Annotated in this window: 19 protein-coding genes; 11 read left to right on the top strand and 8 right to left on the bottom strand. The window is 72.3% G+C overall.

The window, feature by feature from the left end; genetic code table 11:
- Positions 1-83 precede the first annotated feature (83 nt).
- Both OG714_RS14470 and OG714_RS14465 read left to right on the top strand, forming a co-directional pair.
- Complete coding sequence (locus tag OG714_RS14470; protein WP_406121153.1) at positions 84-731, top strand: hypothetical protein; 648 nt, start codon at positions 84-86, stop codon at positions 729-731.
- A gap of 129 nt (positions 732-860) precedes the next feature.
- Positions 861-1493 carry a sigma-70 family RNA polymerase sigma factor gene (locus tag OG714_RS14465; protein WP_406121152.1) on the top strand — a complete coding sequence of 211 codons (633 nt, stop codon included), beginning with the start codon at positions 861-863 and terminating at the stop codon, positions 1491-1493.
- A 55-nt stretch (positions 1494-1548) separates the two neighbouring features.
- Here the strand turns inward: OG714_RS14465 and OG714_RS14460 are convergent, their stop codons facing one another.
- Both OG714_RS14460 and OG714_RS14455 read right to left on the bottom strand, forming a co-directional pair.
- A complete protein-coding gene (locus OG714_RS14460) occupies positions 1549-2505 on the bottom strand; it encodes a DUF4232 domain-containing protein (protein ID WP_406121150.1) in 957 nt (318 codons plus the stop codon).
- Positions 2506-2594: 89 nt separating this feature from the next.
- Entirely contained in the window at positions 2595-3086 is a 492-nt protein-coding gene (locus OG714_RS14455; RefSeq protein ID WP_406121148.1) for a MarR family winged helix-turn-helix transcriptional regulator, read from the bottom strand.
- 113 nt (positions 3087-3199) lie between these two features.
- Here OG714_RS14455 and OG714_RS14450 point away from each other — a divergent pair, with 113 nt between their 5' ends.
- Complete coding sequence (locus OG714_RS14450; RefSeq protein WP_406121146.1) at positions 3200-3715, top strand: YceI family protein; 516 nt, start codon at positions 3200-3202, stop codon at positions 3713-3715.
- 19 nt (positions 3716-3734) lie between these two features.
- Here OG714_RS14450 and OG714_RS14445 read toward each other — a convergent pair whose 3' ends face one another.
- Both OG714_RS14445 and OG714_RS14440 read right to left on the bottom strand, forming a co-directional pair.
- Positions 3735-5411, bottom strand: coding sequence for a hypothetical protein (locus tag OG714_RS14445; RefSeq protein WP_406121144.1), 1677 nt, complete (start codon positions 5409-5411; stop codon positions 3735-3737).
- Positions 5412-5609: 198 nt separating this feature from the next.
- Positions 5610-9680, bottom strand: a complete 4071-nt coding sequence (locus OG714_RS14440) for a molybdopterin-dependent oxidoreductase (protein ID WP_406121142.1) — start codon at positions 9678-9680, stop codon at positions 5610-5612.
- Between the two features lie 198 nt (positions 9681-9878).
- Here OG714_RS14440 and OG714_RS14435 point away from each other — a divergent pair, with 198 nt between their 5' ends.
- From OG714_RS14435 to OG714_RS14420, 4 genes are all read left to right on the top strand, one after another.
- Positions 9879-10268, top strand: a complete 390-nt coding sequence (locus tag OG714_RS14435) for a cell division protein SepF (RefSeq protein ID WP_406121140.1) — start codon at positions 9879-9881, stop codon at positions 10266-10268.
- Positions 10269-10366: 98 nt separating this feature from the next.
- Positions 10367-11695 (top strand): ATP-binding protein, encoded by a 1329-nt coding sequence (locus tag OG714_RS14430; protein ID WP_406121139.1) that lies wholly within the window; start codon positions 10367-10369, stop codon positions 11693-11695.
- A complete protein-coding gene (locus OG714_RS14425; RefSeq protein WP_406121138.1) occupies positions 11692-12018 on the top strand; it encodes a nucleotide pyrophosphohydrolase in 327 nt (108 codons plus the stop codon). Before OG714_RS14430 ends, OG714_RS14425 begins: the two co-directional genes overlap by 4 nt.
- 202 nt (positions 12019-12220) lie before the next feature.
- On the top strand, positions 12221-12691 hold the full coding sequence (locus OG714_RS14420) for a DUF6099 family protein (RefSeq protein ID WP_406121136.1): 471 nt from the start codon (positions 12221-12223) through the stop codon (positions 12689-12691).
- Between the two features lie 120 nt (positions 12692-12811).
- On the opposite strand, the gene OG714_RS14415 is transcribed toward OG714_RS14420, so the two are convergent.
- Positions 12812-12979 carry a hypothetical protein gene (locus OG714_RS14415; protein WP_019061113.1) on the bottom strand — a complete coding sequence of 56 codons (168 nt, stop codon included), beginning with the start codon at positions 12977-12979 and terminating at the stop codon, positions 12812-12814.
- A 211-nt stretch (positions 12980-13190) separates the two neighbouring features.
- On the opposite strand from OG714_RS14415, the gene OG714_RS14410 reads away from it, so the two are divergent.
- A complete protein-coding gene (locus OG714_RS14410) occupies positions 13191-14114 on the top strand; it encodes an LLM class F420-dependent oxidoreductase (protein ID WP_406121134.1) in 924 nt (307 codons plus the stop codon).
- A 54-nt stretch (positions 14115-14168) separates the two neighbouring features.
- Here OG714_RS14410 and OG714_RS14405 read toward each other — a convergent pair whose 3' ends face one another.
- Positions 14169-15647 carry an MFS transporter gene (locus tag OG714_RS14405; protein ID WP_406121132.1) on the bottom strand — a complete coding sequence of 493 codons (1479 nt, stop codon included), beginning with the start codon at positions 15645-15647 and terminating at the stop codon, positions 14169-14171.
- A gap of 174 nt (positions 15648-15821) precedes the next feature.
- On the opposite strand from OG714_RS14405, the gene OG714_RS14400 reads away from it, so the two are divergent.
- The 3 genes from OG714_RS14400 to OG714_RS14390 all read left to right on the top strand — a co-directional run bounded on the left by OG714_RS14400 (position 15822) and on the right by OG714_RS14390 (position 18434).
- Entirely contained in the window at positions 15822-16484 is a 663-nt protein-coding gene (locus tag OG714_RS14400; protein WP_406121130.1) for a TetR/AcrR family transcriptional regulator, read from the top strand.
- A gap of 166 nt (positions 16485-16650) precedes the next feature.
- Entirely contained in the window at positions 16651-17319 is a 669-nt protein-coding gene (locus tag OG714_RS14395) for an ABC transporter ATP-binding protein (protein WP_406131821.1), read from the top strand.
- 110 nt (positions 17320-17429) lie between these two features.
- Positions 17430-18434, top strand: coding sequence for an ABC transporter ATP-binding protein (locus OG714_RS14390; protein ID WP_406121128.1), 1005 nt, complete (start codon positions 17430-17432; stop codon positions 18432-18434).
- A 38-nt stretch (positions 18435-18472) separates the two neighbouring features.
- Here the strand turns inward: OG714_RS14390 and OG714_RS14385 are convergent, their stop codons facing one another.
- Together OG714_RS14385 and OG714_RS14380 are read right to left on the bottom strand one after the other, a co-directional pair.
- Positions 18473-21418 carry a hypothetical protein gene (locus OG714_RS14385; protein WP_406121126.1) on the bottom strand — a complete coding sequence of 982 codons (2946 nt, stop codon included), beginning with the start codon at positions 21416-21418 and terminating at the stop codon, positions 18473-18475.
- Between the two features lie 288 nt (positions 21419-21706).
- Entirely contained in the window at positions 21707-25087 is a 3381-nt protein-coding gene (locus OG714_RS14380; RefSeq protein WP_406121124.1) for an FtsX-like permease family protein, read from the bottom strand.
- Positions 25088-25242 lie beyond the last annotated feature (155 nt).

The raw sequence follows: 25242 nt of genomic DNA, 5'->3' as shown, positions 1-25242 counted from the left end.
CCCACCGCGTTCCGCTGAGTCCCGCGCCGGAAAATACCGTACCCACGGCTGAGACCCAGGTACGGATGCCAGGATGAGGCGCCATGAGGGCAGGATGGTGTGCGCGCACGGTGAGGGCCGCGATGTTCGCGGCCGTCTGCGTGGTGCTCGCCGCCCTGGCACACGTCCTGATGTCCGGCCACCACGTGGCGGCGTGGGCACTGGCCGCCGGACTGGCCGCGACCGGTATCGCCGGCTGGTCCCTGGCGGGCCGTGAACGCGGCCTCCCGACGGTCGTGACCCTCGTGGTCGCCGCCCAGGTCGCCCTCCACTCGGCGTTCGCCTTCGGGAAGCCCGCGACAGGGGCGATGGCGGGGGAGTCGGCAGCCATGAACATGGGGTCGGCCGACATGGGCTCCATGCATATGAGCGCCACCGACTCCATGGATATGGGCCATATGTCGGTCACCACCACCGGCACCTCCTCGCCCGGGATGCTCACCGCCCACCTCCTCGCCGCCCTGCTCTGCGGCCTGTGGCTGGCGCACGGCGAGCGGGCCGCGTTCCGCGTCCTGCGGGCCGTAGCCGGACGACTGGTCGCTCCGCTACGACTGCTGCTCGCGCTCCCCGTTCCGCCGCACCGTCCGCGGCTCCGGCCGTGCCGCCCCCGTTCCGAGCGGGCGCCGCGGCTGCTCCTTCTCGTTCACGCGATCACCTCTCGGGGTCCGCCGCCGGGGACCGCTGTCGTCTGACGACAGCCGGTACCCCGGGGCCGCTCCTGCGTGCTTCGGGCCTCCGGCCGTACCCCCGCGCCGTCTCCAGGCGCCGCAGGGCGGCCGGTCCCCTTTCACGGATTCACGGATGACCGAGAAGGACTCCAGGTGATCACTCCTGCCCTGCCCGCGCCCGACACGACGGAGCGCGCGGCGAGAGACCGCGACACGACCGAGTCGAGCGACGAGTCGCTGACCAACTGGGCGCTCGCCGCCCGCCACGGCGACTCCGTCGCCGTCGACCATCTCGTGCGCGCCCTGCACCGTGACGTCCTGCGCTACGTCTCCCACCTCTGCGCCGACCCGCAGGCGGTCGACGACCTCGCGCAGGACACCTTCCTGCGGGCGCTCGGCAGCCTGCACCGCTTCGAGGGCCGCTCCTCGGCCCGCACCTGGCTGCTGTCCATAGCCCGCCGCGCGGTGATCGACAGCTACCGCCGCGCCGCCACCCGCCCGCGTCTGTCCGACGTGCAGGACTGGCAACTCGCCGTCGAACTCGCCCAGCCCCGGGGGCTGCCCGGCTTCGACGACGGCGTGGCGCTGCTCGACCTGCTGGCCGTGCTGCCGGACGAACGTCGTGAGGCGTTCCTCCTCACCCAACTCCTCGGTCTGCCCTACGAGGAGGCGGCGGAGTTCGCCGACTGCCCGGTGGGGACGGTCCGTTCACGGGTGGCCCGGGCCCGGGCCACCCTCGTGGACCTGCTGGCGGACGGGGGCGCCCCCAACTCCCGTCAGCAATAGGGGAGATCCGGCTCCGCCCGGGATCGGCGGGGGACGGGGACGGGGCCGGGGCCGCTCAGCGCTCGTCCTTCTGCCACGCCGTGACCCCGAGCTTTCCGGTGGTTCCGAGGTCGAGGTTCGGGGTCACGATCACCGGGTCGGCACCGGCCTTCGCCCGGACCCGCACATAGGGCACGTTCACCGGTGTGCCGAACCCGGTGGTGTTGTGCCACACCAGGCTGGCGGTCGCCGACTCGCCGGGCCCGAGCGTGACGGGACCGGGCTGCTTGTCGTCCCCGCTGCCGGGGGTGATCTCGCCGCCGCCGTCCTGGATCCTGACGCCGTCGACGTGCTTGAGGTCGTCGTCCAGGAGTTCCAGCAGCGGGTGGCCGTCGACGCCGTAGTCGCGCGTGCCGCAGTTCTCGAGATGCAGGCCCACGACGCGCAGCCCCATGGCCGCGTCGCCCTGGTCGGCGCTGACCCGGATCCCGGAGGCGGGGCACGTGCCGGGTGCGGCCGGTGCCTCGATCGAGGGGACCTTGGCCACTTCGAGCACCTTGGCCCGCGTCACCCGCGGCGCGTCGCCCGGCGGTTTCCCGGCCCGGACCGTGCCCCGTACGGTCTTCCCGGGGCCGACGCCGCGCACGGTCGCGGTCTGGTTGGCCATGGTCCTGCCGTCGGCGCTCATGAAGGTGAAGACGACCGAGTAGGTCAGCGTCTCGGCGCTCTTGTTGACGACTTCGTAGGCGGCGACGACCCCCGAGTCCCCGGCGAGGCCGTCGGCGGTGACGGAGGAGCTGCGGGTGGGCGAGGGGGAAGCCGACGGGAAGGTCAGCGAGGTGACCCGTACGCCGTCCTTGCCCGGGTCGGCGACCTGTGTCGGGGACGACGGTTCGGCCGTGCCGGCACCGGTGTTCCCGGCGTCGGCACGCTCCGTCCCGCAGGCCGTGAGCAGCAGGGCGGTCGCGGCGAGAGCCGACAGGAAGGGGGCGGTGCGGGCGAGAGCCGGACGGACGGCGGCGGGTCTGGGCATCCGGCCATCCGATCAGCGCGCGAACCCCGCGCATGTGATGGAGGCCATAATTCCGGCCACAGGGGTGTCACAAGTTCGCGGGCCGGTCCTCATTCCCCCGCGAGGCCGGGCACCAGCCCGTACAGCGCGTCCCGCTGCTCCGCCCCCATGACCTTGGTGAGCGCCCGCTTGACCGTCTCGGCGAGTGACTCGGAGGCCTCGCGCAGGAGTTGGGTCGCCTTGTCGGTGAGGGCGACCTCGATGCCGCGCTTGTCGCCGCAGACGGACTTGCGGGTGACCAGGCCCGCGTGCTGGAGACAGGCGATCTGATACGTCAGCCGGGTCTTGGGCCGGCCCAGCAGCTCAGCGATCCGGGTCATCCGCAGCCCCTCCTTGGGCTGCTCGGCCAGCAGGCACAGCACCAGGAACTCGTCGTGCGAGACGTCGAGGTTCCCCTTCACGACCGAGCGCAGCTCCTGCTCCACCGCCCCTGTCGCCGCCAGCAGCAGCATCCAGGCGCGCAGCTCGGGCGGGAGCAGCCCGTCGCCCCGCATCGAGGGACATGGGGGCTGGTCGGCGGGGTGCTCAACGGGGTCGGCCATGGTGTCGAGTCTACCTGTTGTCCAAATTTGGAGGAGATGGTTGTTCAGATTTGGATAATGGGCTAGCGTGTGGCTCATTCAAATTTGGACTACTGCAACCAGTGGGAGAGATCATGACCGTCGCCGTCGAGACCGGGGTGTGGCAGCTCGACCAGGCCGCCTCCACCGTGGGCATCAGCCACAAGACGATGTGGGGCCTGGTCAACGTGAAGGGCACCTTCGGCACCTTCAGCGGTCAGGGTGAGGTCCGGGGCGACGGCTCCGCGATCGGCACGCTGACCCTGGACGCCGCCTCCCTGGACACCAAGAACGCCAAGCGCGACAAGCATCTGCGGTCCGCCGACCTGTTCGACACCGACAAGTTCCCGGAGATCACCTTCGCGGTGCGCAGCGCGGAACTGCGCGACGGCGACACCGTGCACGTCGTAGGTCAGCTGACCGTCCACGGCATCAGCCGCCCGCAGTCCTTCACGGCCCGCCTCAAGGACGCGACCGGCGAAGCGCTCACCCTGGACGCCGAATTCACCGTGGACCGCGACCAGTTCGGCCTCGGCTGGAACCAACTGGGCATGCTGCGCGGCCTGACCACCGTCACCACCACGCTCCGCTTCGTGCGTACGGCCGCCTGACAGTCCGGCAGGCAGAACGTCAGTCCGCGGGCCGCAGCCGGATGTCCGAGCTGGACAGCGTCTGCGGGGTGGCGGTGAAGGCGCGCACCCGGATGCGGACCTTCTTGTGCGGCAGCGTGAACGTCCCACCGGGCGGCCGGAGTTCGACGGTCTCCGTGCTGTGCGCGGGCAGCGTCGCCGGGCCGCCCACCTGGGACCAGTACCGGCTCATGCCCTGGCCGGTGGTGAGCGTGTAGTGCGGGGTGAGGGCGGCGCCGGACGAGTTGGTCACCTTGAGGGTCAGCCGGGTCACGACGGTGGGCAGCGCGCGCCGCACACCGGCGAGTCGCAGCTCCATCGGCGGTGTCCCCGTCGCCGCCACGGCGGCGCTCGCCAGCGCGGGCGTGACCAGCAGCACGGCCGCCGCGACCCGGGCCCGGCGACGGTGCGGGCCGGACAGCAGCCGGGGGCGCGGCTGCCACGCGTCCCGGAACTCGGCGATCGGCGCGGTGACCGCCGAGGCCAGCCACAGCGGCGTCATCAGCAGGTAGTAGCCGTCCTGCGAACGGGTCGCCAGATAGAACGCGCACCACGGCAGGACGGTCGCCGCCGGCCCCAACCGCCGTACGAACAGCGCGAACACGGCGAGCAGTCCCGCCGCCAGCAGCATGCTCGCGTGGGAGTACCAGTCGAGCCGGTCGCTGCCGTTCGTGAAGTACAGGGAGATGTCCACCAGGCCCTGACCGTGCACCACCGCGCCCTGCGTCAACGGCAGCGCGATGCCCCGCAGCCAGGTGCTCGGCTCGTGCACGATGAAGTACGTGTTGATCAGCAGCCATACGGTGACGGCGACCCCGATGATCCGCAGCAGCACCAACCCCGCCTGCCGGGCGCCCAGTTCACCGCGCCGCACCGCGTAGATCCCGGCGAGCAGGAACGGCGTGAGGAACCACGGGAGTTGCTGCGCCGCACAGGCCGCCCCCAGGCACGCGGCCTGCGCGATCCCGGCGGGGCCGAGCCGGCCGCCCCTGCCGATCCGGGGCCAGCGGATCACCACCGGCACCAGCAACGCCAGGGCGAGCACGGCCGGATAGCCCTGACGGCCGTAGGTGGGAAGAAGACCGAGGCCGAGGCAGGCCATGGTGGCCGCCGACCGCCACTGCGTCGGCAGCAGCCGCCACATCAGGACCGCGGCCGCGATCAGCGCGCCGGTCGCGACGGCCGTCGCGGGGGCGCCGCCGTGGCCGATCCACAGCAGGGGCGCTGTCAGGAGCGTCTCCAGCGGGGGATAGCCGTAGGTGTAGTCGTAGCCGCCGGTCACCGTCGGGGTGAGCGCGACGCCCTGGCCGGGGTGGAAGAGCCATGGCCAGGGCTGGCCGTAGACCGGGTGTCCGGCGACCAGTTCCCTGGCGGCCTGGGTGGTGAGGGCCGCCTCGTCGCCGCCGCCGTGGAACACCGCCCACGCGGACAGTGCCAACAGGACCGCCGTCACCAGTACGGCGAGATCGATCCGGGCCAGCGACCGCGCCCGGCGGACGACCAGGGCCAGCACCCCGCACACCAGGATCGAGGCGTAACAGAGGCAGACGACCGCGGCCACGACGAGCCGGTGGCTGGCCGCCTCCGTCCACACCGGGCGGACGCCGATGAACAGACTGATGTCGGCGAGCAGGGTGAGGATGCGGTGCCACTGCGCGGGAGGTTCCGGGGCGGACACCGCCGACTGTGTCCGCCGACCGGGTGCCACCTGTTGTGTTTCTGCCAAGTGCACGACACGGGACGCTAATCGCGCCCGGTGAGCCGGGTGTCCGGAGTCGTGAAGATTCGAGTATGAGACCGGTAAGAAGGCCTCGTCGTGGGCTAAATGGGACAAACTCGAACGGCTTTGTTCAACCGGCCGTGGCCGCCGGTTCATTCAGTAAACATCGCGCACATACCGCTTCGCCGCCGCCAGTTGCTTCACGTACGCGGCCGCCTCGGCCTCGTCCAGCCCGCCGTGCGCGACCGCGATGTCACGCAGGGCGCGATCCACGTCCTTCGCCATCCGAGAGGCGTCCCCGCACACATAGAAGTGCGCACCCTCCCGCAACCAGTGCCACAACTCCGGCCCGTGCTCCCGCATCCGGTCCTGCACGTACACCTTCGCCCGCTGGTCCCGGGAGAACGCCGTGTCGAGCCGCGCGAGGGTGCCCTCGGCCGACAACCCCGTCAACTCCTCCTCGTAGTAGAAGTCCGTCGCACGATGCTGCTCCCCGAAGAACAGCCAGTTCGGCGCGGGATGCCCGAGCGCGCGTCGCTCCTGGAGGAAACCGACGAACGGCGCGACCCCGGTGCCGGGTCCGACCATCACCATCGGGGTCGCGGGATCGGCGGGCGGCCGGAAATGCGGCGCCCGCTGCACGAACACCGGCACCTCCGTCTCCGCCTCCACATCGGCGTCCGCCAGGAACGGCGAACAGACCCCGCCGCGCGGACGGCCGTCGAGACTCTCGTACCGCACCACCGACACCGTCAGCGAGACGCTGTGCGGGTCGACCAGCGGGCTGGAGGAGATCGAATACAGGCGCGGCTGAAGCTTCTTGAGGACCCCGGCCCACTCCTCGGCCCCGGCCTTCACCGGATACTCGGCGAGCACGTCCACCGCCTGCCGCCCCCAACTCCACTGCGCCAGCCGGTCCTTGTTGTCGGGCCGCAACAGCCTGCGCAACTCCCGGTCGTCCCGGGCCCGTTCGGCCACGAAGCGCAGCAGGTCCGGGGTGATACGCGTGATGTCCAACTGCCGGTGAAGCGCCTCGGCGAACGGGACCTCTCCAACACCCTCCAGTTCTACGACCGTTGCGGCATCGGCCCCGGTAGCGGTGAGCCATTCGTCCACCAGGGAGGGGGAGTTGACCGGCCGGACGCCGAGTGCGTCACCGGTCTCGTACGTGAGGTCGGTACCGCTGGTGTCGAAGGTGAACCGGCGGACCTCCTTGCCCGCGCCGGGGCGGCTGAGCAGGCGGTTGCCGACGAGCCGGGCGAGGGTGGGGGCGGGCTTGGGGGACCGGGCGGGCGGCTTGGGGGACGCCGTTCCGGTGACCGCCCTGGCGGTCGCTCCGCCGCCGAGCGCGGTGATCACCTGGCCCAGCCACGCGTCCGCCGACGGCTCGAAGTCCGGCTCGCAGTCCGCGCGCGGAGCCAGCCGCACCCCGCCCAACTCGTCGAGCCGCGCGTCCAGTCGGCGCCCGTGCCCGCAGAAGTCGCCGTACGACGAGTCGCCCAGGGCGAGCACCGCGAACCGCACTCCGTCCAGCCGGGGCGCCTGCTCACCGGCGAGCGTGTCCCAGAAACCGGAGCCGTTGTCGGGGGCGTCGCCGTCGCCGAACGTGCTGGTGATGAAGAGGAGATCGGCGTCGGCCGGGAGCGTGCCGACGTCGGCCTGGTCCATGCCGACCAGGGAGGCCCGGTGCCCGGCCGAGCCCAGCCGTTCGGCGGTGGCCACCGCCAACTCCTCGGCGTTGCCGGTCTGTGAGGCCCACAGGACGACGATCTGCCGGGCGGGGTGCGGCTGTTGTCGTGGCGGAGCGGGTGCCGACCTCGAATACATCCCGGCGAGCACGCCGTTGACCCACACCGCGTGCTCGGCGCTGAAGGGCGCGTCCGGCGGGAGCGTGGGCACACCCGGGGCGCCGGATTCGATACCCGCGAGGAAGCCGGTGAGGTAGAGGCGTTCCTGCGCGGTGAGGACAGGCGGTGGGGTGGGGTCGAGCCCGAAGGGACTCGTGCCCGGGGTCACGGCGGTCGGGACAACCGCCTTTTGGGAGACGGCTGTTGGAGCCGGAGCCGGAGCCCGTGTTGGTGTGGGCGCCGATGCCACCCTCGCCAACGACACCGCGCACACCTTGAACTCCGGCTGGAACGACACCGGATCCACCGCGTCGCTCGTCACCGCGTTCACGCTCAGGTACTCGCCGAAGAGGTCGTTCCAGTGGAACGGCGCGAAACAGTTCCCCGGCCGCACCCGGTCGGTCACCACGGCCGGCAGCACCGCCCGTCCCCGCCGCGACGCGACCTCCACCGAGTCGCCCTCCGCGATCCCCAACTCCCGCGCGTCCAGCGGATGCAGCTCCACGAAGGGCCCGGGGTTCAGCTTGTTGAGCTTGGCGACCTTGCCCGTCTTCGTCAGCGTGTGCCACTGGTGCTGCAACCGCCCGGTGTTCAGCACGAACGGGTAGTCGTCGTCGGGCAGTTCGGCGGCGGGCAGGTGCGGACGAGCGTGAAAGACCGCCCGCCCGCTGGCAGTCGGGAACCGCAGCTCACCGCCCCCCACATACCGGATGGGATTGCGGTCCGGCCCGTCCTCCGCCGCCGCCGGCCACTGCACCGGCGTGGACCGCAGCCGCTCGTACGTCACCCCGCGCAGGTCCCAGCCGGTCACCGGGTTCCAGAACTGCCGTATCTCGTCGAAGACCTGCTCCGCGCTGTCGTAGGAGAAGCCCTTCTCGTAGCCCATCGCGCACGCCACGGCCGCGATGATCCGCCAGTCGGCCATCGCCTCGCCGGGTGGGGCGACGACGGGGCGGGCGAGGGTGAGGGTGCGTTCGCTGTTCACGAGGACGCCCTCGGACTCGGTCCACAGTGCGCCGGGGAGGACGACATCGGCGTAGGCGTTGGTCTCGGTGTCGGTGAAGACGTCCTGGGTGACGACGAACTCGGCTGCTTCCAGGCCCTCGATGACGGTCCGCCGGTTGGCGACCGAGGCGACCGGGTTGGTGCAGATGATCCAGCAGGCCTTGATCTCGCCGTCGGCCATCTTCCGGAACATCTCCACGGTCCCCCGGCCGACACCGTCCGCGCGGATCGTGTCGGGCGGCAGACCCCACACCTGCTCGGTGAACTCCCGCTCCGCGTCGACGAGTACGGACCGCTGACCGGGCAACCCCGGTCCCATGTAGCCCATTTCACGGCCGCCCATCGCGTTCGGCTGGCCGGTGAGGGAGAACGGGCCGCTGCCCGGACGGCAGATCGCGCCGGTCGCGAGATGCAGGTTGACCAGGGCGTTGGTGTTCCATGTTCCGTGCGTGGACTGGTTGAGCCCCATCGTCCAGCAGCTCATCCACTCGCCCGCCTCGCCGATCACCCGGGCCGCCGTACGGATGTCGTCCTCGGCGAGACCGGTGAGGGCGGCGACGGCGTCCGGCGCGTAGTCGGCGAGGAACGCGGGCAGCGCCTCCCAGCCCTCGGTGTGCGCGGCGATGAACTCCGGGTCGGTGTGCCCGTTCTCGTGCAGCAGCCCCAACAGGCCGTTGAGCAGGGCGAGATCGGTGCCCGGCGCGATCTGGAGGAAGAGGTCCGCCTTCGCCGCCGTGGCCGTCCGGCGCGGGTCGACGACGATCAACTTGGCGCCCGCCTTGACCCGTTCCATCATCCGCAGGAAGAGAATCGGATGGCAGTCGGCCATGTTCGAGCCGATGACCAGGAACACGTCCGCCCGCTCGAAGTCCTCGTACGACCCCGGCGGCCCGTCCGCGCCCAGCGACGACTTGTAACCGGCGCCCGCACTCGCCATGCACAGCCGGGAGTTGGACTCGATCTGGTTCGTCCGGACGAAGCCCTTGGCCAGCTTGTTCGCCAAGTACTGCGCCTCCAGGCTCATCTGCCCGGAGACGTAGAGGGCGATCGCGTCCGGCCCGTGCTCGTCGACGATCCCCCGCAGCCGCCGCGCGGTCTCGGCGATCGCGTCGGCCACGGGCGTGGGCACCGGCTCCTCGCCCCGCTCGTCGCGGACCAGCGCCGAGGTGAGCCGGCCCCGTGCGGCGAGCATCTCGGCCGTGGTGGCGCCCTTGGTGCAGAGCCGCCCGCCGTTCGCCGGGTGCGCCTTGTCGCCGGACGCCTTGAGGACCGCAGGCCCGCCGTCGGGACCCGCGCCGACGTCGAGGAGCATGCCGCAGCCCACACCGCAGTACGAGCAGACCGTCCGTACCTGCCGTGCCGGGGTCGTCGTCATGCCGTCGACCGTACGAATTGCCCGTTACGCCGAGGTCACGCGGCCGGATCATGAGGGGTTACGCCCGCTGCACAACCGGATCGGGGCCACTGTGAGATGAGCCCGATCTTGTCGCGGAGTGTGTCGCAGTTGGGCCGAACGGGTGACAGTGCGCAACAATTGGCGGATGCAGACTGCCAGCGCGACCCAGGACGGAGCATGCCGGTGAACAGCCACGATGTCACCGACGAACAGTGGGAAGGGCTCGCCCAGGTAGTGCCGCTGCGGGGGCGCGACGCCTGGCCGTCCGCCGTGAGCCACCGTTCGATACCCGAGACCGAGCCACGCCGCCGTTTCGTCGTCCTCCGCGTGAACGTGTTCGGGGACGCCCGCGAGGTCGCGGAGACCCTGATGGCGGGCATCCCGGTGCTGCTCGACCTCACGGGCGCGGAGACGGACGTCGCCAAGCGGGTGCTGGATTTCAGCACGGGCGTCGTCTTCGGCCTGTCGAGCGGGATGACCCGCGTCGACCGGAACGTCTTCCTGCTCACGCCGCCGGGGACCGAGGTGCGGGGGCTGATGGAGGGGGCGGGGGCTCCGGGCGTGTGAGACCCCGGGCGACGTGAGAGGCGGGGCCGGTCCCCCGATCGTAGGAAGGTCTCCGGGGCGGAACGGTTCGCCTGCCGGCGGAGGCCTACGGTCCGGATATGACCGTGTCAGCACAGTCGCCCCAGTCACCCGAATCCTCCCGGTTCTCCAGGCCGCCCGCGTCCTCGCGGTCGTCCGAGTCCGTGCCGCCGCAGGGGCGATCGCCCGAAGCCGCCCCGCCCCGGACCCGGCCCGCGCCGGAGCCGCCGGCCGGCGTCGCCCCGCCGTCGTCGAGGACACCCGGGCCGACGAACCCCGCGCGCGTCGAGGCGCACCCCGACCGGCCGCACCTCACCGAGTTGAGGCTGTCGGCGTTCGCCACGCACCGGGGCGCCGGATTCCCGCTCGGGTCGCTCACCCTCTTCACCGGGCCCAGCGGGTGCGGCAAGACAAGTGCGCTGCGCGCGTACGAGGCGCTCGCGCGGCTCGGCGCCGGGGGCGAGGTGGGCGAGGTCTTCCCGGACCCGGTCGCCTGCGTTCCGGAGCGGGCCCGGCCCGACGCCCAGCGCCGCCGCGGGTTCCGGATCGGCTGTACGGCGGACGGCCCCGAGGGTCCGGTACGACTCGACGTCGCCGTCCAGGCCGAGCCCGAACTGCGCATCGTGGGCGAGCGGTTGACCTCGGGCGGGCTGGTTCTCCTGGAGACCGCGCTGCGCGACCCCACCCGCCGTTCGGTGCAGGCCGCCTGGCATACGGCGGGTTCGTCGCCGGTCACCCGCGCACCGCTGCCGGACGACCGGCTCGGCACCGCTCTGCTGCCGTTGCGCGTCGCCGGGAAGACCGACGGGCAGCGCCAAGTCCTCGCCGCCGCCGAACAGATGGTGGTCGCCCTGCGCTCCGTCTTCGCCTGCGATCCGGCACCCGGGCGGATGCGTGCCGCTGTGCCGATCGGCGACGGACGGCTGCTGCGGGACTGCGGCAACCTCGCCGACGTGCTGTGGCGCACCCGGTCCGAGTGCGTGCGGCGGCACGGGCAACTCGTCACGGCGGTGCGCACCGGGTGTACCGGACCCGTGCTGGACGTGCTCGCGGAACCGCTGCGCGACGGGATGCTCCGCGCGGTGCTCGACCGGGGCGACGGCTTACGCACCGGCTTCGAACGGCTCGGCGACGGCGAACTCCGGTACGCGGCACTCGCGTTGGTGCTCCTCACCGGCCCCGGCGTCCTGGAGGTCGACCCGCCGGGCGAGGTCCCGGCCGCGATGCAGACCCTGACCGTCCTCGCCGACGGCCTCGACCGGGGAGTCGACGTACGGCAACGGGCCGAACTGCTGCGGCTCGCGGCGCGGATGTGCGAGCGCGGGCACATCCGGCTGGTGGGCGCGGTGAGCGACGCGTCCTGGGCCACGGGGATCGACGGCGTCACAGTGGTAGACCTGGACCCGTGACAGAACATCTCGACGTGGCGAAACTGCAGCGCAGACTGGCCGAGTTCGCGGCCGCGCGGAACTGGCAGCCCTACCACACCCCCAAGAACCTCGTCTCCGCGCTCAGTGTGGAGGCCTCCGAACTCGTCGAGATCTTCCAGTGGCTGACCCCCGAGGAGTCGACGCGGGTCATGGACGACCCGGACAGCGCGCACCGGGTGCGGGACGAAGTCGCCGACGTCCTCGCGTACTTGCTGCAACTGTGCGAGGTGCTCGGCATCGACCCGCTCGCCGCGCTGGACGCGAAGATCGACCGGAACGAGGGCAGGTTTCCGGCGCCGTAGCTGATCGGCAGTCGATCGATTGGGGGAGTGGGCGCGTCCATTTTCACTCTCCGGAGTCATTCATCTGTCCGCAACCGATTTGTTGTCCACAGATTTCCGCCTTCCTCTGGCTTTTCGTCTCAGTGACTCTCACTCTGGGTAGTGGACAAGGGAGTTCGGGCGGACGTGCGAACAGCACGTCGGGATATGACGGGGGCAGCGCATGGACGCGATGCGGCTCATCGTGACGAGCAGGCGCGCCCTGGCCGGAAGCGGCGACGTGCCTCAGACCATGACGGAGGTGTGGCAGGCGCAGGCCCTCGCCCAGGCGATAGGCAGCCGCCTCGCGGTCTTCGGCCCGCCCGAACTGCGGGGCGAGGCAATGGGGTTGACCGAGCTGGCGGGCCGGGGCTGCGGAGTGCTGGACACCCCGGTGCTGGCCATCGAGGACTTACGCGCGGCCCAGCTCACGGAGTTGGGCGACGCCCGCCTCGCCCTGCTGTGCCTGGGCGGGCTGCTCGGCGAGGTCGGCATCGCCCTCGTCGGGATCGCCTGCGCGGCGGACGACGAGGGCACGTACTGGCAGTGCATGGAGGCGATCGACGCGGCGGACGAATCGCGGGACCGGGTGCTGGAGATGCTCCGAAGACTCGCGGACCGGGAACAGGTGATACCGGAGCGGGAGGCGGGGTGACGGCGCGGGGGAGTGCCGTGGTGGTTTCGGTTCGTAGGGTCTGCGCGACTCCGTCGTGGATGGTCGCGCCCCGCGGCGGAGCCGCATATCGACACAGACCCGCGTCCCTTTAGGGGTGCTTCACGTGGCCTGTGCTGATGGTGTCGGCTCCGTGGTTCCGGCCGACTGCAGGTCCGCGTCCAGGGCGGACAGGTCCGCGTTCAGGGACGCCATCAGCTCCTCCATCTGCTGCAACAGCCCCTTCGGTTGCGCAGGTCCACCCTGCTGCGGCACGGCTTCTTCGGACATGACGGCCTCCTCGGCCCGTGGCCTCCCCGGCGAGGAGGAGGCGGGAATCCGGGCGGTCCGGCTCCGCCCGAGCCAACGATCATCAACGGGGCCGGTCACTGGCGCGGGCGCCCCCCGTGCGCACGGTTGACGCAATTTCACCCGACCGGGCACCAGATGGGCCGTAGGGACCGATGAGGTTGACCGGGATCCGAGCGTGCAGGATGGAACCATGGATCTGCGCATCTTCACCGAGCCCCAACAGGGGGCGACCTACGACACCTTGCTCGCCGTGGCCAAGGCCACCGAGGACCTCGGCTTCGACGCCTTCTTCCGCTCCGACCACTATCTGAGCATGGGCTCGGGCGACGGACTTCCCGGTCCCACCGACGCCTGGATCACCCTGGCCGGCCTCGCCCGTGAGACCAAGCGCATCCGCCTGGGCACCCTGATGACGGCCGCCACCTTCCGCCTCCCCGGCGTCCTCGCCATCCAGGTCGCACAGGTCGACCAGATGTCGGGCGGCCGGGTCGAACTCGGCCTGGGCGCGGGCTGGTTCGAGCAGGAGCACACGGCGTACGGCATCCCCTTCCCGAAGGAGAAGTTCGCGCGCCTGGAGGAGCAGCTCGCGATCGTCACCGGGCTGTGGGAGACCAAGCCCGGCGACACCTTCGACTTCCACGGCACGCACTACGACCTGACCGGCTCGCCCGCGCTGCCCAAGCCCGCGCAGGCGAAGATCCCGGTGCTGATCGGCGGCCACGGCGCGAGCCGTACCCCGAAGCTGACGGCGCGGTTCGCCGACGAGTTCAACATGCCGTTCGCCTCGATCGAGGACAGCGAGCGGCAGTTCGGCCGGGTCCGCGCCGCCGCCGAGGCGGTCGGCCGCAAGGCCGACGACCTCACGTACTCCAACGCCCTCGTGGTCTGCGTCGGCAAGGACGACCAGGAGGTCGCCCGCCGCGCCGCCGTGATCGGCCGCGAGGTCGGCGAACTCAAGGAGAACGGCCTCGCGGGCACCCCGTCCGAGGTCGTCGACAAGATCGGCCGCTATGCCGAGATCGGCGCCCAGCGCATCTACCTCCAGGTCCTCGACCTCGCCGACCTGGACCACCTGGAGCTGATCTCGGCCCAGGTGCGGACGCAGTTGTCGTAGCCGACGTATAGGACGCGGGCGGGGTGTCGAGACCCCGCCCGCAGTGCCTGACGCCTAACTCCGCGCCCCCGCGGCCTCGTTGGCCGCCGCGGGCACCCCCGGGTCCACCGGTGCCCGCCGTCCCGGCAGGAACGCGGCCAGCAGCAGGGCCGCCAGGGACGCCGCCGAACCGATGCCCATGATCACGCGGAAGCCGTTGTGGGAGGGGACGGTGAGGGAGCCGAAGCTCGTCGTCATATGGGCCAGGACGACTCCGGCGACGGCGCTGGAGGCGGACGTACCGATGGACCGCATCAGGCTGTTGAGGCTGTTCGCGGCGGCCGTCTCGGACAGCGGCACGGCCCCCATGATGAGCGCGGGCATCGCGCCGTAGGCGAAACCGACCCCGGCGGCGATCACGCAGCACACCACCACGACCTGCCAGACCGCGGCCATCATGACGACCCCCAGCCCGTAGCCGACGGCCACGATGAGCGCGCCCAGCATCAGGGTGACCTTGGGTCCGGCCGCCGCGGAGATCCGGGCGGAGAGCGGTGCGGTCGCCATCATCACCAGGCCGGAGGGGCCGAGCGCGAGGCCGGCCGCGAGCACGGTCTGGCCGAGGCCGTAGCCGGTGAGGGTGGGAAGCTGGAGCAGTTGCGGCACGGCGAGCGACATCGCGAACATGGCGAAGCCGAACACCACGGACGCGAGGTTGGTGAGCAGGACCTGGCGGCGCGCGCTGGTGCGCAGGTCGACCAGCGGCCGTACGGTACGCAGTTCCCACCAGCCCCACACCAGCAGCACCGCGACCGCCATGGCGAACAGGCCCGTTGTCGTGCCGCTGCCCCAACCCCAGTCCGCTCCCTTGGAGATGGCCAGCAGCAGACACACCAGACCGATCGCCATCCCGACGCCGCCCACCACGTCGAACCGGCCGCCGCTGCGCACGGCCGACTCCGGTACGAACGTCACGACGAGCGCGGTCACGACGGCTCCGAGCACCGCCGCCGTCCAGAACAGCACGTGCCAGTCCGCCTTCTCGGCGATGAACGCGGCCGTCGGCAGCCCGAGCGCACCGCCCACCCCCAGCGACGCACTCATCAGCGCGGTCGCCGATCCCAGCCGCTCGGGAGGCAGTTCGTCCCGCATGATGCTGATGCCGAGCGGAATGACGGCCATCGAGACGCCCTGGAACGTCCGCCCGACGATCATCGGCACGAGCGTGTCGCTGAGCGCGCCGATCACGGACCCGACGATCAGCAGCACCAGGCTGAGCAGCAGCATCCGCCGCTTGCCGTACATGTCCCCGAGCCGTCCCACCACCGGGTTGGCGACAGCGCCGGCGAGCAGGGTCGCGGTGATCGCCCAAGTGGCGTCGGACGGCGAGGAGTTCAGCAGCTTGGGGAGTTCGGGCACGATCGGGATGATCAGCGTCTGCATCAGCGAGACGGTGATCCCGCCGAGGGCCAGGACCCAGACGACGGCGCCGGAGCGCGACGGCCCAACCCCCTCGACGGGAACGGGTGGGGAGGGGGTGCTGGACGCGGACATGGCGAAGCCTCCGGCTGATGCGTGCTGGTGCGTGCGACACGGGGCTGGACGAAACGAGTCTGGCATGTTTTTCGTATGACGTACGCAAAATAGGTGGAGGCAGGATCGGGAAGTGCCGGAGCGGTAGCCTTCCCCTGTCCGGGCACGGTTGTCACGGACGGAGAGGCGCAGTCGATGACGCAGGTGGCGACGGGTCCGGGCCGCAGGGGCAGGGGACGCCCGCCCCGGCTGTCGCGGGAGCGGATCGTCGAGGGCGCGGTCGAGGTGCTCCTCGCCGAACCGGCCGTCTCCCTCACCATCAAGCGCGTGGCCGACGTCGTCGGCGCCGCCCCCATGGCCCTCTACCGCTACTTCCCGGACCGCGACGCCCTCCTCCAGGCGACCGCCGACCACGTGCTGGAAGCCATGGAGCGCGCCCCCATCGCCGACGGCCCCTGGCCGGACCGGCTCCGCGCCTGGATGCGCGCGGGCCAGGCCAACCTCCGCCCCTACCCGCAGCTCATGCCGTACATGACGACGACCCGGCACCCCGCCTGGCTCCCCGGCCTGACCCGGCTGCGCGAGATCCTCACCCCGGCCGGCCTCTCCGACGAGGACCTGGCCCTCGCCGTGGCGCTCATCTCCTCGACGATGCTCGGCCACGCCGTCTACGAGGGCTACCGCAGGCCCGACGAGGAGATGACGGCCCTGCTCGACGACCTCCCCCGCCCCGACCCCACGGCGGACGCCCTGCGTCCCCTCCTCGCCGGGATTCCCGCCGCCCACGCCCGCCTCCACGACACGATCCTCGACCAGACGGTCACGACCGTGGAGCGGCTGGCGGGCGGACCCGCGTGATGGCCGAGGGTGCGATTCGCCTGCTCCGCGCGGTAGTTGGCCGGGCAGCGGGCGGGGCGTACCGTACGGTGCGGTTGCAGGACCAGGGCGGGGCGGGGGAGGACGCGTGAGCGAACAGGCCAGTGGGCGCGGGGCTGTCACGGAGGCCGGGGCACCGGGCGGCGCGATGGTGGTGGTCGAGGATCTGCGCCGTACCTACGGCAGCGGCGACACCGCCGTCCATGCCCTGCGCGGGGTCTCCTTCAGCGTGCCGCGCGGTGAACTCGTCGCGCTCCGGGGGCGATCCGGGTCCGGGAAGACCACCGTGCTCAACCTGGTCGGCGGGCTCGACACTCCGGACGGGGGCCGGATCACCCTGGACGGTACCGACTTGGCCGGGCTCGGCGACGACGCGTTGCTGGCGCTGCGCCGCGACCGTATCGGCTTCGTCTTCCAGTCCTTCGGGCTCATCCCGATCCTGACCGCCGCCGAGAACATCGGGGTGCCGTTGCGGCTGCGGAAGGTCCCGGTCCGCGAACGCGAGGCCCGCGTGGGCCTGTTGCTGTCTCTGGTCGGTCTCTCCGACCATGCCGACCAGCGTCCCGGCGAGTTGTCCGGCGGTCAGCAGCAGCGGGTCGCGATCGCCCGCGCGCTCGCCAACAACCCGGCCCTGATCATCGCCGACGAACCCACCGGCCAGCTCGACGCCGACACCGGTCTCACCGTGATGGACCTGCTGCGCGCCGTCGTCCGCAGCGAGTCCGTCACCGCCCTCGTCGCCACCCACGACACCCAACTCCTCGCGCTGGCCGACCGGGTGCTCGAACTCCGCGACGGCCGGATCGTCGACGGCTGACCGCATCGTCGACGACTGACCGCGTCGTCGGTCCTCCGCACTACCCTGGCCGCTGTCCGACATCGTTATCCGCAGACTCCATCTCCATTTCCATCTCCTCGGGGGACCGTGTGGCAGTTCACCAACAGGCCACCGGGGCACCGGACTTGGCCGAGCTGCGGCGCCGGGCCACCGAGGCCGCCGCCCCGCGCCGCGAGGAGGGGCTGGTCGTCTGCGAGAACCTGGTGCGGATCTACCAGACCGAGGGCGTCGAGGTGCAGGCCCTCCAGGGGCTCGACCTGGCCGTGGCCGAGGGCGAGATGATCGCGGTGATCGGCGCCTCCGGCTCCGGCAAGTCCACCCTGCTGGGCATACTCTCCGGCCAGGACGTGCCCACCGCGGGCGCGGCCGAGGTCGCCGGACACGACCTGCTGGCCATGAAGCGCCGCGCCCGGCTCGACTACCGCCGTAGCACCGTGGGGTTCGTCTGGCAGCAGACCTCCCGCAACCTGCTGCCCTACCTCTCCGCGGCCGAGAACGTGATGCTCCCGATGACGTACACCGGGATCAAGCGCTCCCAACGCCGGGCGCGGGCTGAGGAGTTGCTCGACCTGCTGTCCGTCGGCCACTGCCGGGACCGTACGCCCGACACGCTCTCCGGCGGTGAGCAGCAGCGGGTCGCCGTCGCCGTGGCCAACGCCAACGAGCCCCGGGTGCTGTTCGCCGACGAACCCACCGGCGAACTCGACACCGCCACCAGCGACGAGGTCTTCGCCGCGCTGCGCCGGGCCAACGAGGAACTGGGCGTCACCGTGATCGTGGTGACCCACGACGCGCTGGTGTCCGAGCAGGTCCAGCGCACCGTACGGATCCGCAACGGTCGTACGTCCACCGAGGTGTTGCGCCGGGTCGCCACCGACGAGGACGGCGTCGAGGTGCTCACCGCCGAGGAGTACGCGGTACTGGACGCCAGCGGACGGCTGCAACTGCCGGCCGAGTTCACCGAGCGCCTGCACCTGCGCAAGCGGGTACGGCTGGCCCTGGAGACCGACCACATCGGCGTATGGCCCGACGAGGCGGCACGGCGCGCGAAGTCCGAGGCGGACGGGACCGACAGCGCGGAGAGTGCGCGGTAACTGGCGTGCTCTCAGGGGGTGTTCAGGCCAGAGGGTGTTCAGGTCAGGCGAAGTACGGCTCCCAGGCGGCGCCTGCGGGCGAGGACCGTCTCGGTCGCCGCGGCCGTCAGGATCAGCGTGGTGACGCCGGCGACGAGGGCGAGGGTCAGGGAGTAGTCGGTGTGCAGGGCCGGTTGGGCCGGGCCGCCGGTGAACTGTCGTAGGTCCAACGTCCCTGCCAGGAGCCGGGGTTCGAGCAGGCCGAGCAGGGTGCCGCCCACCGCCGAGGCCACCGCCAGCGGCAGCAGTTGCAGGAAGTGGATCGCCCCGGCCTCCTTCGCGCCGAGTCCCAGAGTGCGCAGGAACGAGGTGGTGCGGCTGCGCTCGTGGGAGGTGAGGGTCAGTTCCAGGGCGAGCGCGAGCAGGCCGGACAGTGCGGCCAGGATCGAACCGGTCGTGTAGACCGTGCCGAGGCCCTGCGTCAGGCCGTCCGCGCGCAGGGTGTTCAGCGTCTCGGAGCGGACGCGGATCATGGCCAGCGGCCCGAGCGCCTTGGCCGCCGCCGACCGCAGTGCCGTGGGACCGGGGGTGGCGGGACCGTCGCCCTTGAGGAGCAGGACGGTGCTGCCCGAAGCCTGTGGGAGCAGTAGGTGATCGGCGGTGGCGGTGGTGATCAGCATCGGTGTTCCGGCGGGGATCTGTGCCGTGATCGGGCCGAGGAGGGGGTCGCGCAGTTCCTCGGTGGTGAGGGTGCCGACCGGTTCGAGAGTGAGGTTGACCGGGGGCTCTCCCTGGGGCACCACGGTGGTGGTGAAACCGCCCGTCCGCTCTCTCGCCCGCAGGTCGGGGGAGAGGAAGGACGGCAGCGGGACGTTCGCGCCGGTCCGGGTTCCCGACGGGACGGTCAGTCCGGACAGCAGGGCGGCGGCCAGCGGTGACTTCGGGGCGATGGCGGCGAGTTGGCGGGGATCGACGGTGATGACGGCGACCTGGGAGACCACCGCGCCGTCGATCTGTCCCGCGAGGTCGAGGGTGCGGAGATGCTGGACGGCGGTCCGTATTCGGGTGGGGGTACCGGCGGCGGTGGTGGAACCGGCGGGGAGCGCGTTCCCCGCAACGCTCGTGGTCCCGGAGGGAGTTACGGTTCCCCCAACGCTCCTGGTTCCGGCGGGAGTTACGGTCCCCCCAACGGCCTTGGCGCCGACGGGAGTTACGGTCCCCGCCACCGTCGCGCTCGCGTCCGCGCCCGTGGTCCAGGCCGCGCCCGTGGCCAGCCCGTCGTCGACCGTGCGCTGCACGAGGCCCCCGAACACCGCCGTGCCCAGGGTCAACACCAGGACGAACAGGGCCAGTCCGGTCGCCGGTGCGTCATGCGCGGCCCGGGCCGCCCCGACGAAGCCGACCACACCCCGGCCGCGCCGGGCCCGCCGTAGCACCAGGCGGAGCACCAGCGGGTAGACGCGCAGCAGGATGAGTACGACGGTCAGTGCCACCAGGACCGGTACCGCGCCCAGGATGCCGTCGGGGCCCTGCGAGCGCAGCGCGGCCACGCCCGCCGCCGTCGCGAGCAGCACCGTCAGTTCCAGGACCACGCGCCTGCCTACGGCGGTCTTCCGGCGGGTGCGGCGCAGTCGGCCGGGGCGGCGTGGCTCGCGGACCGTCAGCCAGGTCATCAGGGGCACCGTCAGGAGCACCACCGCGGTGACGAGGGCGGCGGGCAACGGTTGCGGCGAACCGGATGTGCCGGTGGGCGCGAGGGCCCCGCCGGTCGCCCAGCCGAGCAGCGCGGCGACCAGCACCACCGGCCAGGCCACGGCACAGCGCAGCAGCACCAGCCGCGCGGTGGACGCGCCCCGCGCGCGCTGCAACCGCAGGTGCGGCTGCCTCCGGCGCAGCAGCAGTCGTACCGCTACGGCGACGGTGGCCAGCGCCACCGCGGCGAGCGCGTCTACGGCGTAGGTCGCGAGGGCTCTGGCCTGTTGGTCCTGGGCCGTGAACGTGGTGAGCAGCGGGGTCAGGGCGTCGGTCACCAGCAGGGACTGGGTGGACTGGCCGCCGACCTGGCAGCTGATGTCGCCGGTGACCCAGTCGCTGCCCTGGCACAGGGCGGCGCTCAGATCCGCGCTGTAGTGGGACAGCGGGCCGGTCAGCGCACGGGCCCGGTCGAGCGCCGCCCCCGACAGATCGGCGCGCAACTGCCACGTCACCCGGGGCCCGCCCACCCCGGCGCCGGCCAGCAGGTCGGCGGCGTCGCGGCCGACGAGACCGCGGACGGCGAGCACGGTGCCGGTGGAGCGTTCCGCCGGGTAGCGCGAGGGCTGGTCCAAGGTCTCGCGGCCGGTCCAGAAGTCGTCGGTCGTGGCCGTGACGCGGTAGACGCCGCTCACCACCAACTCCGCCTGGGGCGCCGCGGTTTGTGCCCCCGGTGTCTTGGCGAACGCGAGGCTCAGCCGGCTGCCGGCCCGGACGCCCAGCGCCTGCGCGGTGGCCTGCGACAGGCCGATCTGGGGCGCGGTGTCCAGCGGGGTGTGATCGGCGGGCGCGTGACCGCTGACGTAGCGGAGATGGGTCTGTGCGGACGGCAGATGACTGACCGTCAGCTGGGTGCCGGCGTTCGCCGGGCCCGGCGGCCGGGGGGTGAGCAGGGACGCCGGGTCGTAGTCGTAGCTGCCGCCGCCGGTGAAGGACAGGTGCCGTGCGGCGGAGCCGCCGAGGTGCCCGGTGAGGGTGCGGCCGGCGGTGAGCAGGGTGGCCATGTCCACTGAGGGCGGCGAGGTGTTGAAGACCTCCGGCGTGGTGCTCAGGCTGATGAGGGGAGCCTGGGCCTGCGCCGCGTCGACGCGTTGCCGCAGCGCCCGGTCCTCCTGGCGGCCCGCGAACGCGGGGACCCACGCGCACAGCGCCGTCAGCACCATGACCAGCACCGCGAGGCAGGCCAGCAACGGCAGGTCACCGCGGGTCTCCTTGCGGATCAGCCGCCGCGTGACCGCTGCGCCGGGCCTCACGGGTCGTGTCACCGCCGTGCTCGTGTCCACGGTCCGCCCTCTCCGGTCGCGCCTGATCCCGTGGGTCGTCTCAACACCGCGCCGGCGCCTGAGGGTTGGGTCACCGTCCGGCCTCTCCGGTCGTGCTCCGGCCTCATGGGTCGCTTCAACACCGTTTCCGTGTAGGCGAGTTGGGTCAGTGCCTGCCCTTCCCCGTCGCGCCCGGCCCCACCAGCCGCCTCACCACCGCGCCCGCGCAAACGAATCGCACCACCGCCCGCCCTCTCCGAGCGCGCCCGGCCCCGCGGCTCAACGGTCCTCCCCCGCCCGCAGCACCCGCACCAGATCCACCCGGGCCAGCAGTCGCGCCAGCCCCAGCACAACCGCGCTGATCGCCAGGGCAGTTGCCACCGCCGTCAGTGTCACAGTCCCCCAGGGAACGACCTGCGGCAGCGGCGGATAGGGGGCCTCTCCGGTGTCGTCCACGGTGACCAGCGGCAGCACCGCCGACGCCAGCGCCATGCCCATCAACGCCCCGGGGACGACCGCGAACAGCGCCAGCCCCACCTGTTCGGCGCCCAGCAGCGCGGACAAGCCGGCGGCGCGGACGCCGATCGCCCGGAGCAGAGCGAACTCCTTGCGGCGCTGTCGGGTGGAGACCACCGCGTGCACGGTGAAAGCGATGACCGCGAAACCGGGGGCCAGATAGCGGACCAGTTCAAGCACCCGGCGCAGTCCGGCGCGGAACGGGTCGGCCTGGAGGGCCGCGGCGGTGCGTGCCGTGGTGGTGACACCGCCCAGCGCGGGCTGCGCCTCGGCGGCAGTGGCCGTACCCGCGCTGTCGGTGCTGCGCAGCCACCAGAACGCGGGATCGTGCTGATCGGCACCGGACAGGGTGAGCGCGGCGGCGAGTTGGCGCTGGTCGGCGATCAAGTGCCCCTGTCCGCGGCCCAGTCCGGGCGGTGCGTCGACGTGGCCCACGATCTTGGCGGTGATCCGGCCGCCGCCCAGGTCGAGCGTCGTGGTACTGCCCACGTGCAGGCGCGCGGCGCGCAACGTCGAGGCGTCGGCGCGCACCGGAAGCGGCGCCGGACCGCCCACCGGGCCCGCCACGAGCCGCACTTGGCTGCCGGGCAGCGTGTAGTAGTCGCTGTCGGACAGACCGCCGAAGGAGTCCGAGATCGCCTGGGAGGGACGGATGCCGGTGCTGACGGTCGTCCGGAGCACGGCCGAGCCGCCCGCCGCGATCGAACACACCCCGGGCATACCGGGGTTGTAGCTGTCGGCCAACTTCCCTTTGCAGGCACCCTCGGTGGAGTCGGCGGCGTGGTCCGTGCCGTCGGACCAGGCCTGCCCGCCGGGCAGTTGGGAGACCCAGGTGTCCGCATGGCCCGCTGTGCCGCGCGCGCCGACCCGGATCAGGTCCAGGTCCAGCCGCGCGGGACGCACGTTCGGCTGCGGCAGGACGTCGACCGCGGTCACCGTCAGCGGATACGTCCGCGGGTGGCCACCGCTCAGCGCCACATCGAGCGGGACCACGACCGTATGTCTGGCCCCGTCAGCGGTGGGCAGCCGCGCCGACACGACGCTGACCAGGCCGGACGCGTCCTGCACGGTCAGTTCCAGGCTCGGCGCCACACGGTTGCCGTCGCTGCGCAGCCGCTCGTCCAGCAGCAGCGCGGTCGGACGTCCGGGCAGCGGTATCCCGGGGACGACCGGTGACGGGGTGCGGGGCGCGGGCCCGCCGATCGTGCCGACGAGGTCCTCGGTGGCGCCGCCGGGCAGGTTCACCGTCGACCGCGTCACCGGTGTCACGCCGGTCACCCCCGGCAGCGCCCGATAGGCGGCGGCCAGTACGGCGGAGGGGTAGCCGTCGTCCGCCGACGGATCGATCCGTACGTCCGCGCCGACGGTGAACGCGGCCTGCTCGGACGCCAGTCCGCCCAGACAGGCCAGCGCGGTGGTGGCGAAGGCGCTCACCGACACGGCCAGGCACATCAACACCACCGGCCCCGCGTTGCGCGCCGCCCGCCGGCTCAACTGCCAACCGGCCAGGGCGAGTACGAGCCCTCGGCTACGCCGCCCGAACGCGTCCAGCAGCAGCGAGGTCAGCGGCAGCAGCCGTAGCAGCAGCAGTGCGGCGGCGCCTGCCACCAGGGTCGGTACCAGGACGAGCACGGGGTCCGCTGACGCGCTGCCGGTGCCGACGTCGGCGATCAGCGAGTGGTGCCGGCGTAGCTCCAGATACCCCAGGGTCGCCACGGCCAGCAGCGCCAGGTCGGCGCCCAGCCGCTGTGCGGCGGCGGCCCGTGCGCCGCGGGCCGGCCGCGAGCGCGCCGACGGCAGCACGGGCAGCAGGACCGCCGCCGCGTGCACCAGCAGGGTCAGCCCTACGGCCGCCCACGCGTCGGCGCCCCGGCTGCCGGGGTGCAGCAGCCCGGCCAGGAAGGGGGCGGCCGCGGCGGCCGGTACACCGGTCAGCGCCCACTCGGCCGCCGCACCGCGCAACAGCCTCAACGTGCCCGCGCCCCGGGCCTGTTGGAGGGCCAGCTCGTCACGTCGGCGCTCGGTCAGCTGGCGGGCGGCCAGCACCAGGGTGGCCAGCGCGAGCACCGCCAGCAGCAAGCTCGGCAGGTACAGCGAGGAGCGGGCCGCGACCGTCGGGACCGTCAGGTCGTCGATCGCGCCCGGCAGACCGGAGGCCACCGTCAGGTCGGCGAGGGACGGCTGCCGCCCGCCGAACACCGATACCCCGCTCTGGCTGCCGGAGAAGGCGCGCAGCCGGTCGTGCAGTCCTGCGAGGCTGGCCGCGTCGAGCCGGGAGAGGTCGGGCTGCACGCTCCAGTGGGCCGTCAGATGGCCGTTCAGGACGGCGCTGCCGTTGAGCGCCGACGCCGAGACCACCAGCAGGTCCTGGTCGGTGGTCCCGCCCTCGGCCAGATCACCGGCCATCGCGGGCCAGAACCCGACGGCACCGGTCGCCCGGAAGACGCCGGTGACCCGCAGGGTCATGGGGCGGTTGAAGGCGTCCCGCACCCGAAGACTCGAACCGGCCTTGATACCAAGGCGTTTGGCCAGCGCGTCGGGCACCGCCGCGTCGACCGGCGCGGTGGACCCGGTGGCGACCGGCACCTCGGGCAACGAGGTGAACGCGCCCGCCGGGGCGTCGGCCGTACCGGCGGGCCACCGCCCGGCCGTCAACTCCCCGAACCTGCCCCCGTCTTGAACCGCGACCGGGTGCAACCCACTGCCCCCAGGACCACGCGGCGGCCCGGCAACCCCGTCAATCCCCGTCACCGAGACCGGCGACGTGCCGAGCAGGCCCACATACGTCCGCTGCGGCACCCCGGCGAACACCCGGTCCGCGGCGGCCCGCACATCCCGGTCGGCGACGGCCATCCCGCCGGCCCGGTAGGACGCGTTGACGTTCACCTGCGCGTTCGGATCGGCCGCCAGCCGCCGTACGGCACCGGCCTGCACCGAACTCCCCGTCAGCGCCGCGAGCGCGGCCAGCGCCGTCGCACACAGCAGCACGGTCACCGAGACGGCGGCCAGCACCAGCCCGTGCTGCGTGGCCCGCCGGGCAACCGCGGGAATCCGCCGCCGAGTTGAGCGCCGAGCAGCGGGACGCCGCCGCGACGAGGACGGGTGGGCCGTGGCGACCACATGAACCCCCGCAGAATCGAACATGTGACGGTGACGGCGCGTCACAGTCCTACCAGGCGTCTCCCTGCGTCGCAAGAATCGCTGATCGTCACGGCCGCCCGGCGGGGGAGCGGGGAGGGAAAATGCCTGAGTACGTCAGGGATGTTCGCTGTACGTTGGGCGGGCGCCCCGAGTTCCTC

This window comes from Streptomyces sp. NBC_00989, from assembly GCF_045162655.1.
Classification (GTDB): Bacteria; Actinomycetota; Actinomycetes; order Streptomycetales; family Streptomycetaceae; genus Streptomyces.
Note: the sequence above shows the minus strand (reverse complement) of the source record. Positions and strands in the feature narration are given on the sequence as shown.

What these genes read in the sequence shown, in the direction of transcription:
- OG714_RS14470 (WP_406121153.1), top strand. Translation starts at nt 84, where the DNA reads ATGAGGGCAGGATGGTGTGCGCGCACGGTGAGGGCCGCGATGTTCGCG.
- OG714_RS14460 (WP_406121150.1), bottom strand. Translation starts at nt 2,505, where the DNA reads ATGCCCAGACCCGCCGCCGTCCGTCCGGCTCTCGCCCGCACCGCCCCC.
- OG714_RS14455 (WP_406121148.1), bottom strand. Translation starts at nt 3,086, where the DNA reads ATGGCCGACCCCGTTGAGCACCCCGCCGACCAGCCCCCATGTCCCTCG.
- OG714_RS14450 (WP_406121146.1), top strand. Translation starts at nt 3,200, where the DNA reads ATGACCGTCGCCGTCGAGACCGGGGTGTGGCAGCTCGACCAGGCCGCC.
- OG714_RS14440 (WP_406121142.1), bottom strand. Translation starts at nt 9,680, where the DNA reads ATGACGACGACCCCGGCACGGCAGGTACGGACGGTCTGCTCGTACTGC.
- OG714_RS14435 (WP_406121140.1), top strand. Translation starts at nt 9,879, where the DNA reads ATGCCGGTGAACAGCCACGATGTCACCGACGAACAGTGGGAAGGGCTC.
- OG714_RS14430 (WP_406121139.1), top strand. Translation starts at nt 10,367, where the DNA reads ATGACCGTGTCAGCACAGTCGCCCCAGTCACCCGAATCCTCCCGGTTC.
- OG714_RS14420 (WP_406121136.1), top strand. Translation starts at nt 12,221, where the DNA reads ATGGACGCGATGCGGCTCATCGTGACGAGCAGGCGCGCCCTGGCCGGA.
- OG714_RS14415 (WP_019061113.1), bottom strand. Translation starts at nt 12,979, where the DNA reads ATGTCCGAAGAAGCCGTGCCGCAGCAGGGTGGACCTGCGCAACCGAAG.
- OG714_RS14410 (WP_406121134.1), top strand. Translation starts at nt 13,191, where the DNA reads ATGGATCTGCGCATCTTCACCGAGCCCCAACAGGGGGCGACCTACGAC.
- OG714_RS14405 (WP_406121132.1), bottom strand. Translation starts at nt 15,647, where the DNA reads ATGTCCGCGTCCAGCACCCCCTCCCCACCCGTTCCCGTCGAGGGGGTT.
- OG714_RS14400 (WP_406121130.1), top strand. Translation starts at nt 15,822, where the DNA reads ATGACGCAGGTGGCGACGGGTCCGGGCCGCAGGGGCAGGGGACGCCCG.
- OG714_RS14395 (WP_406131821.1), top strand. Translation starts at nt 16,651, where the DNA reads ATGGTGGTGGTCGAGGATCTGCGCCGTACCTACGGCAGCGGCGACACC.
- OG714_RS14380 (WP_406121124.1), bottom strand. Translation starts at nt 25,087, where the DNA reads ATGTTCGATTCTGCGGGGGTTCATGTGGTCGCCACGGCCCACCCGTCC.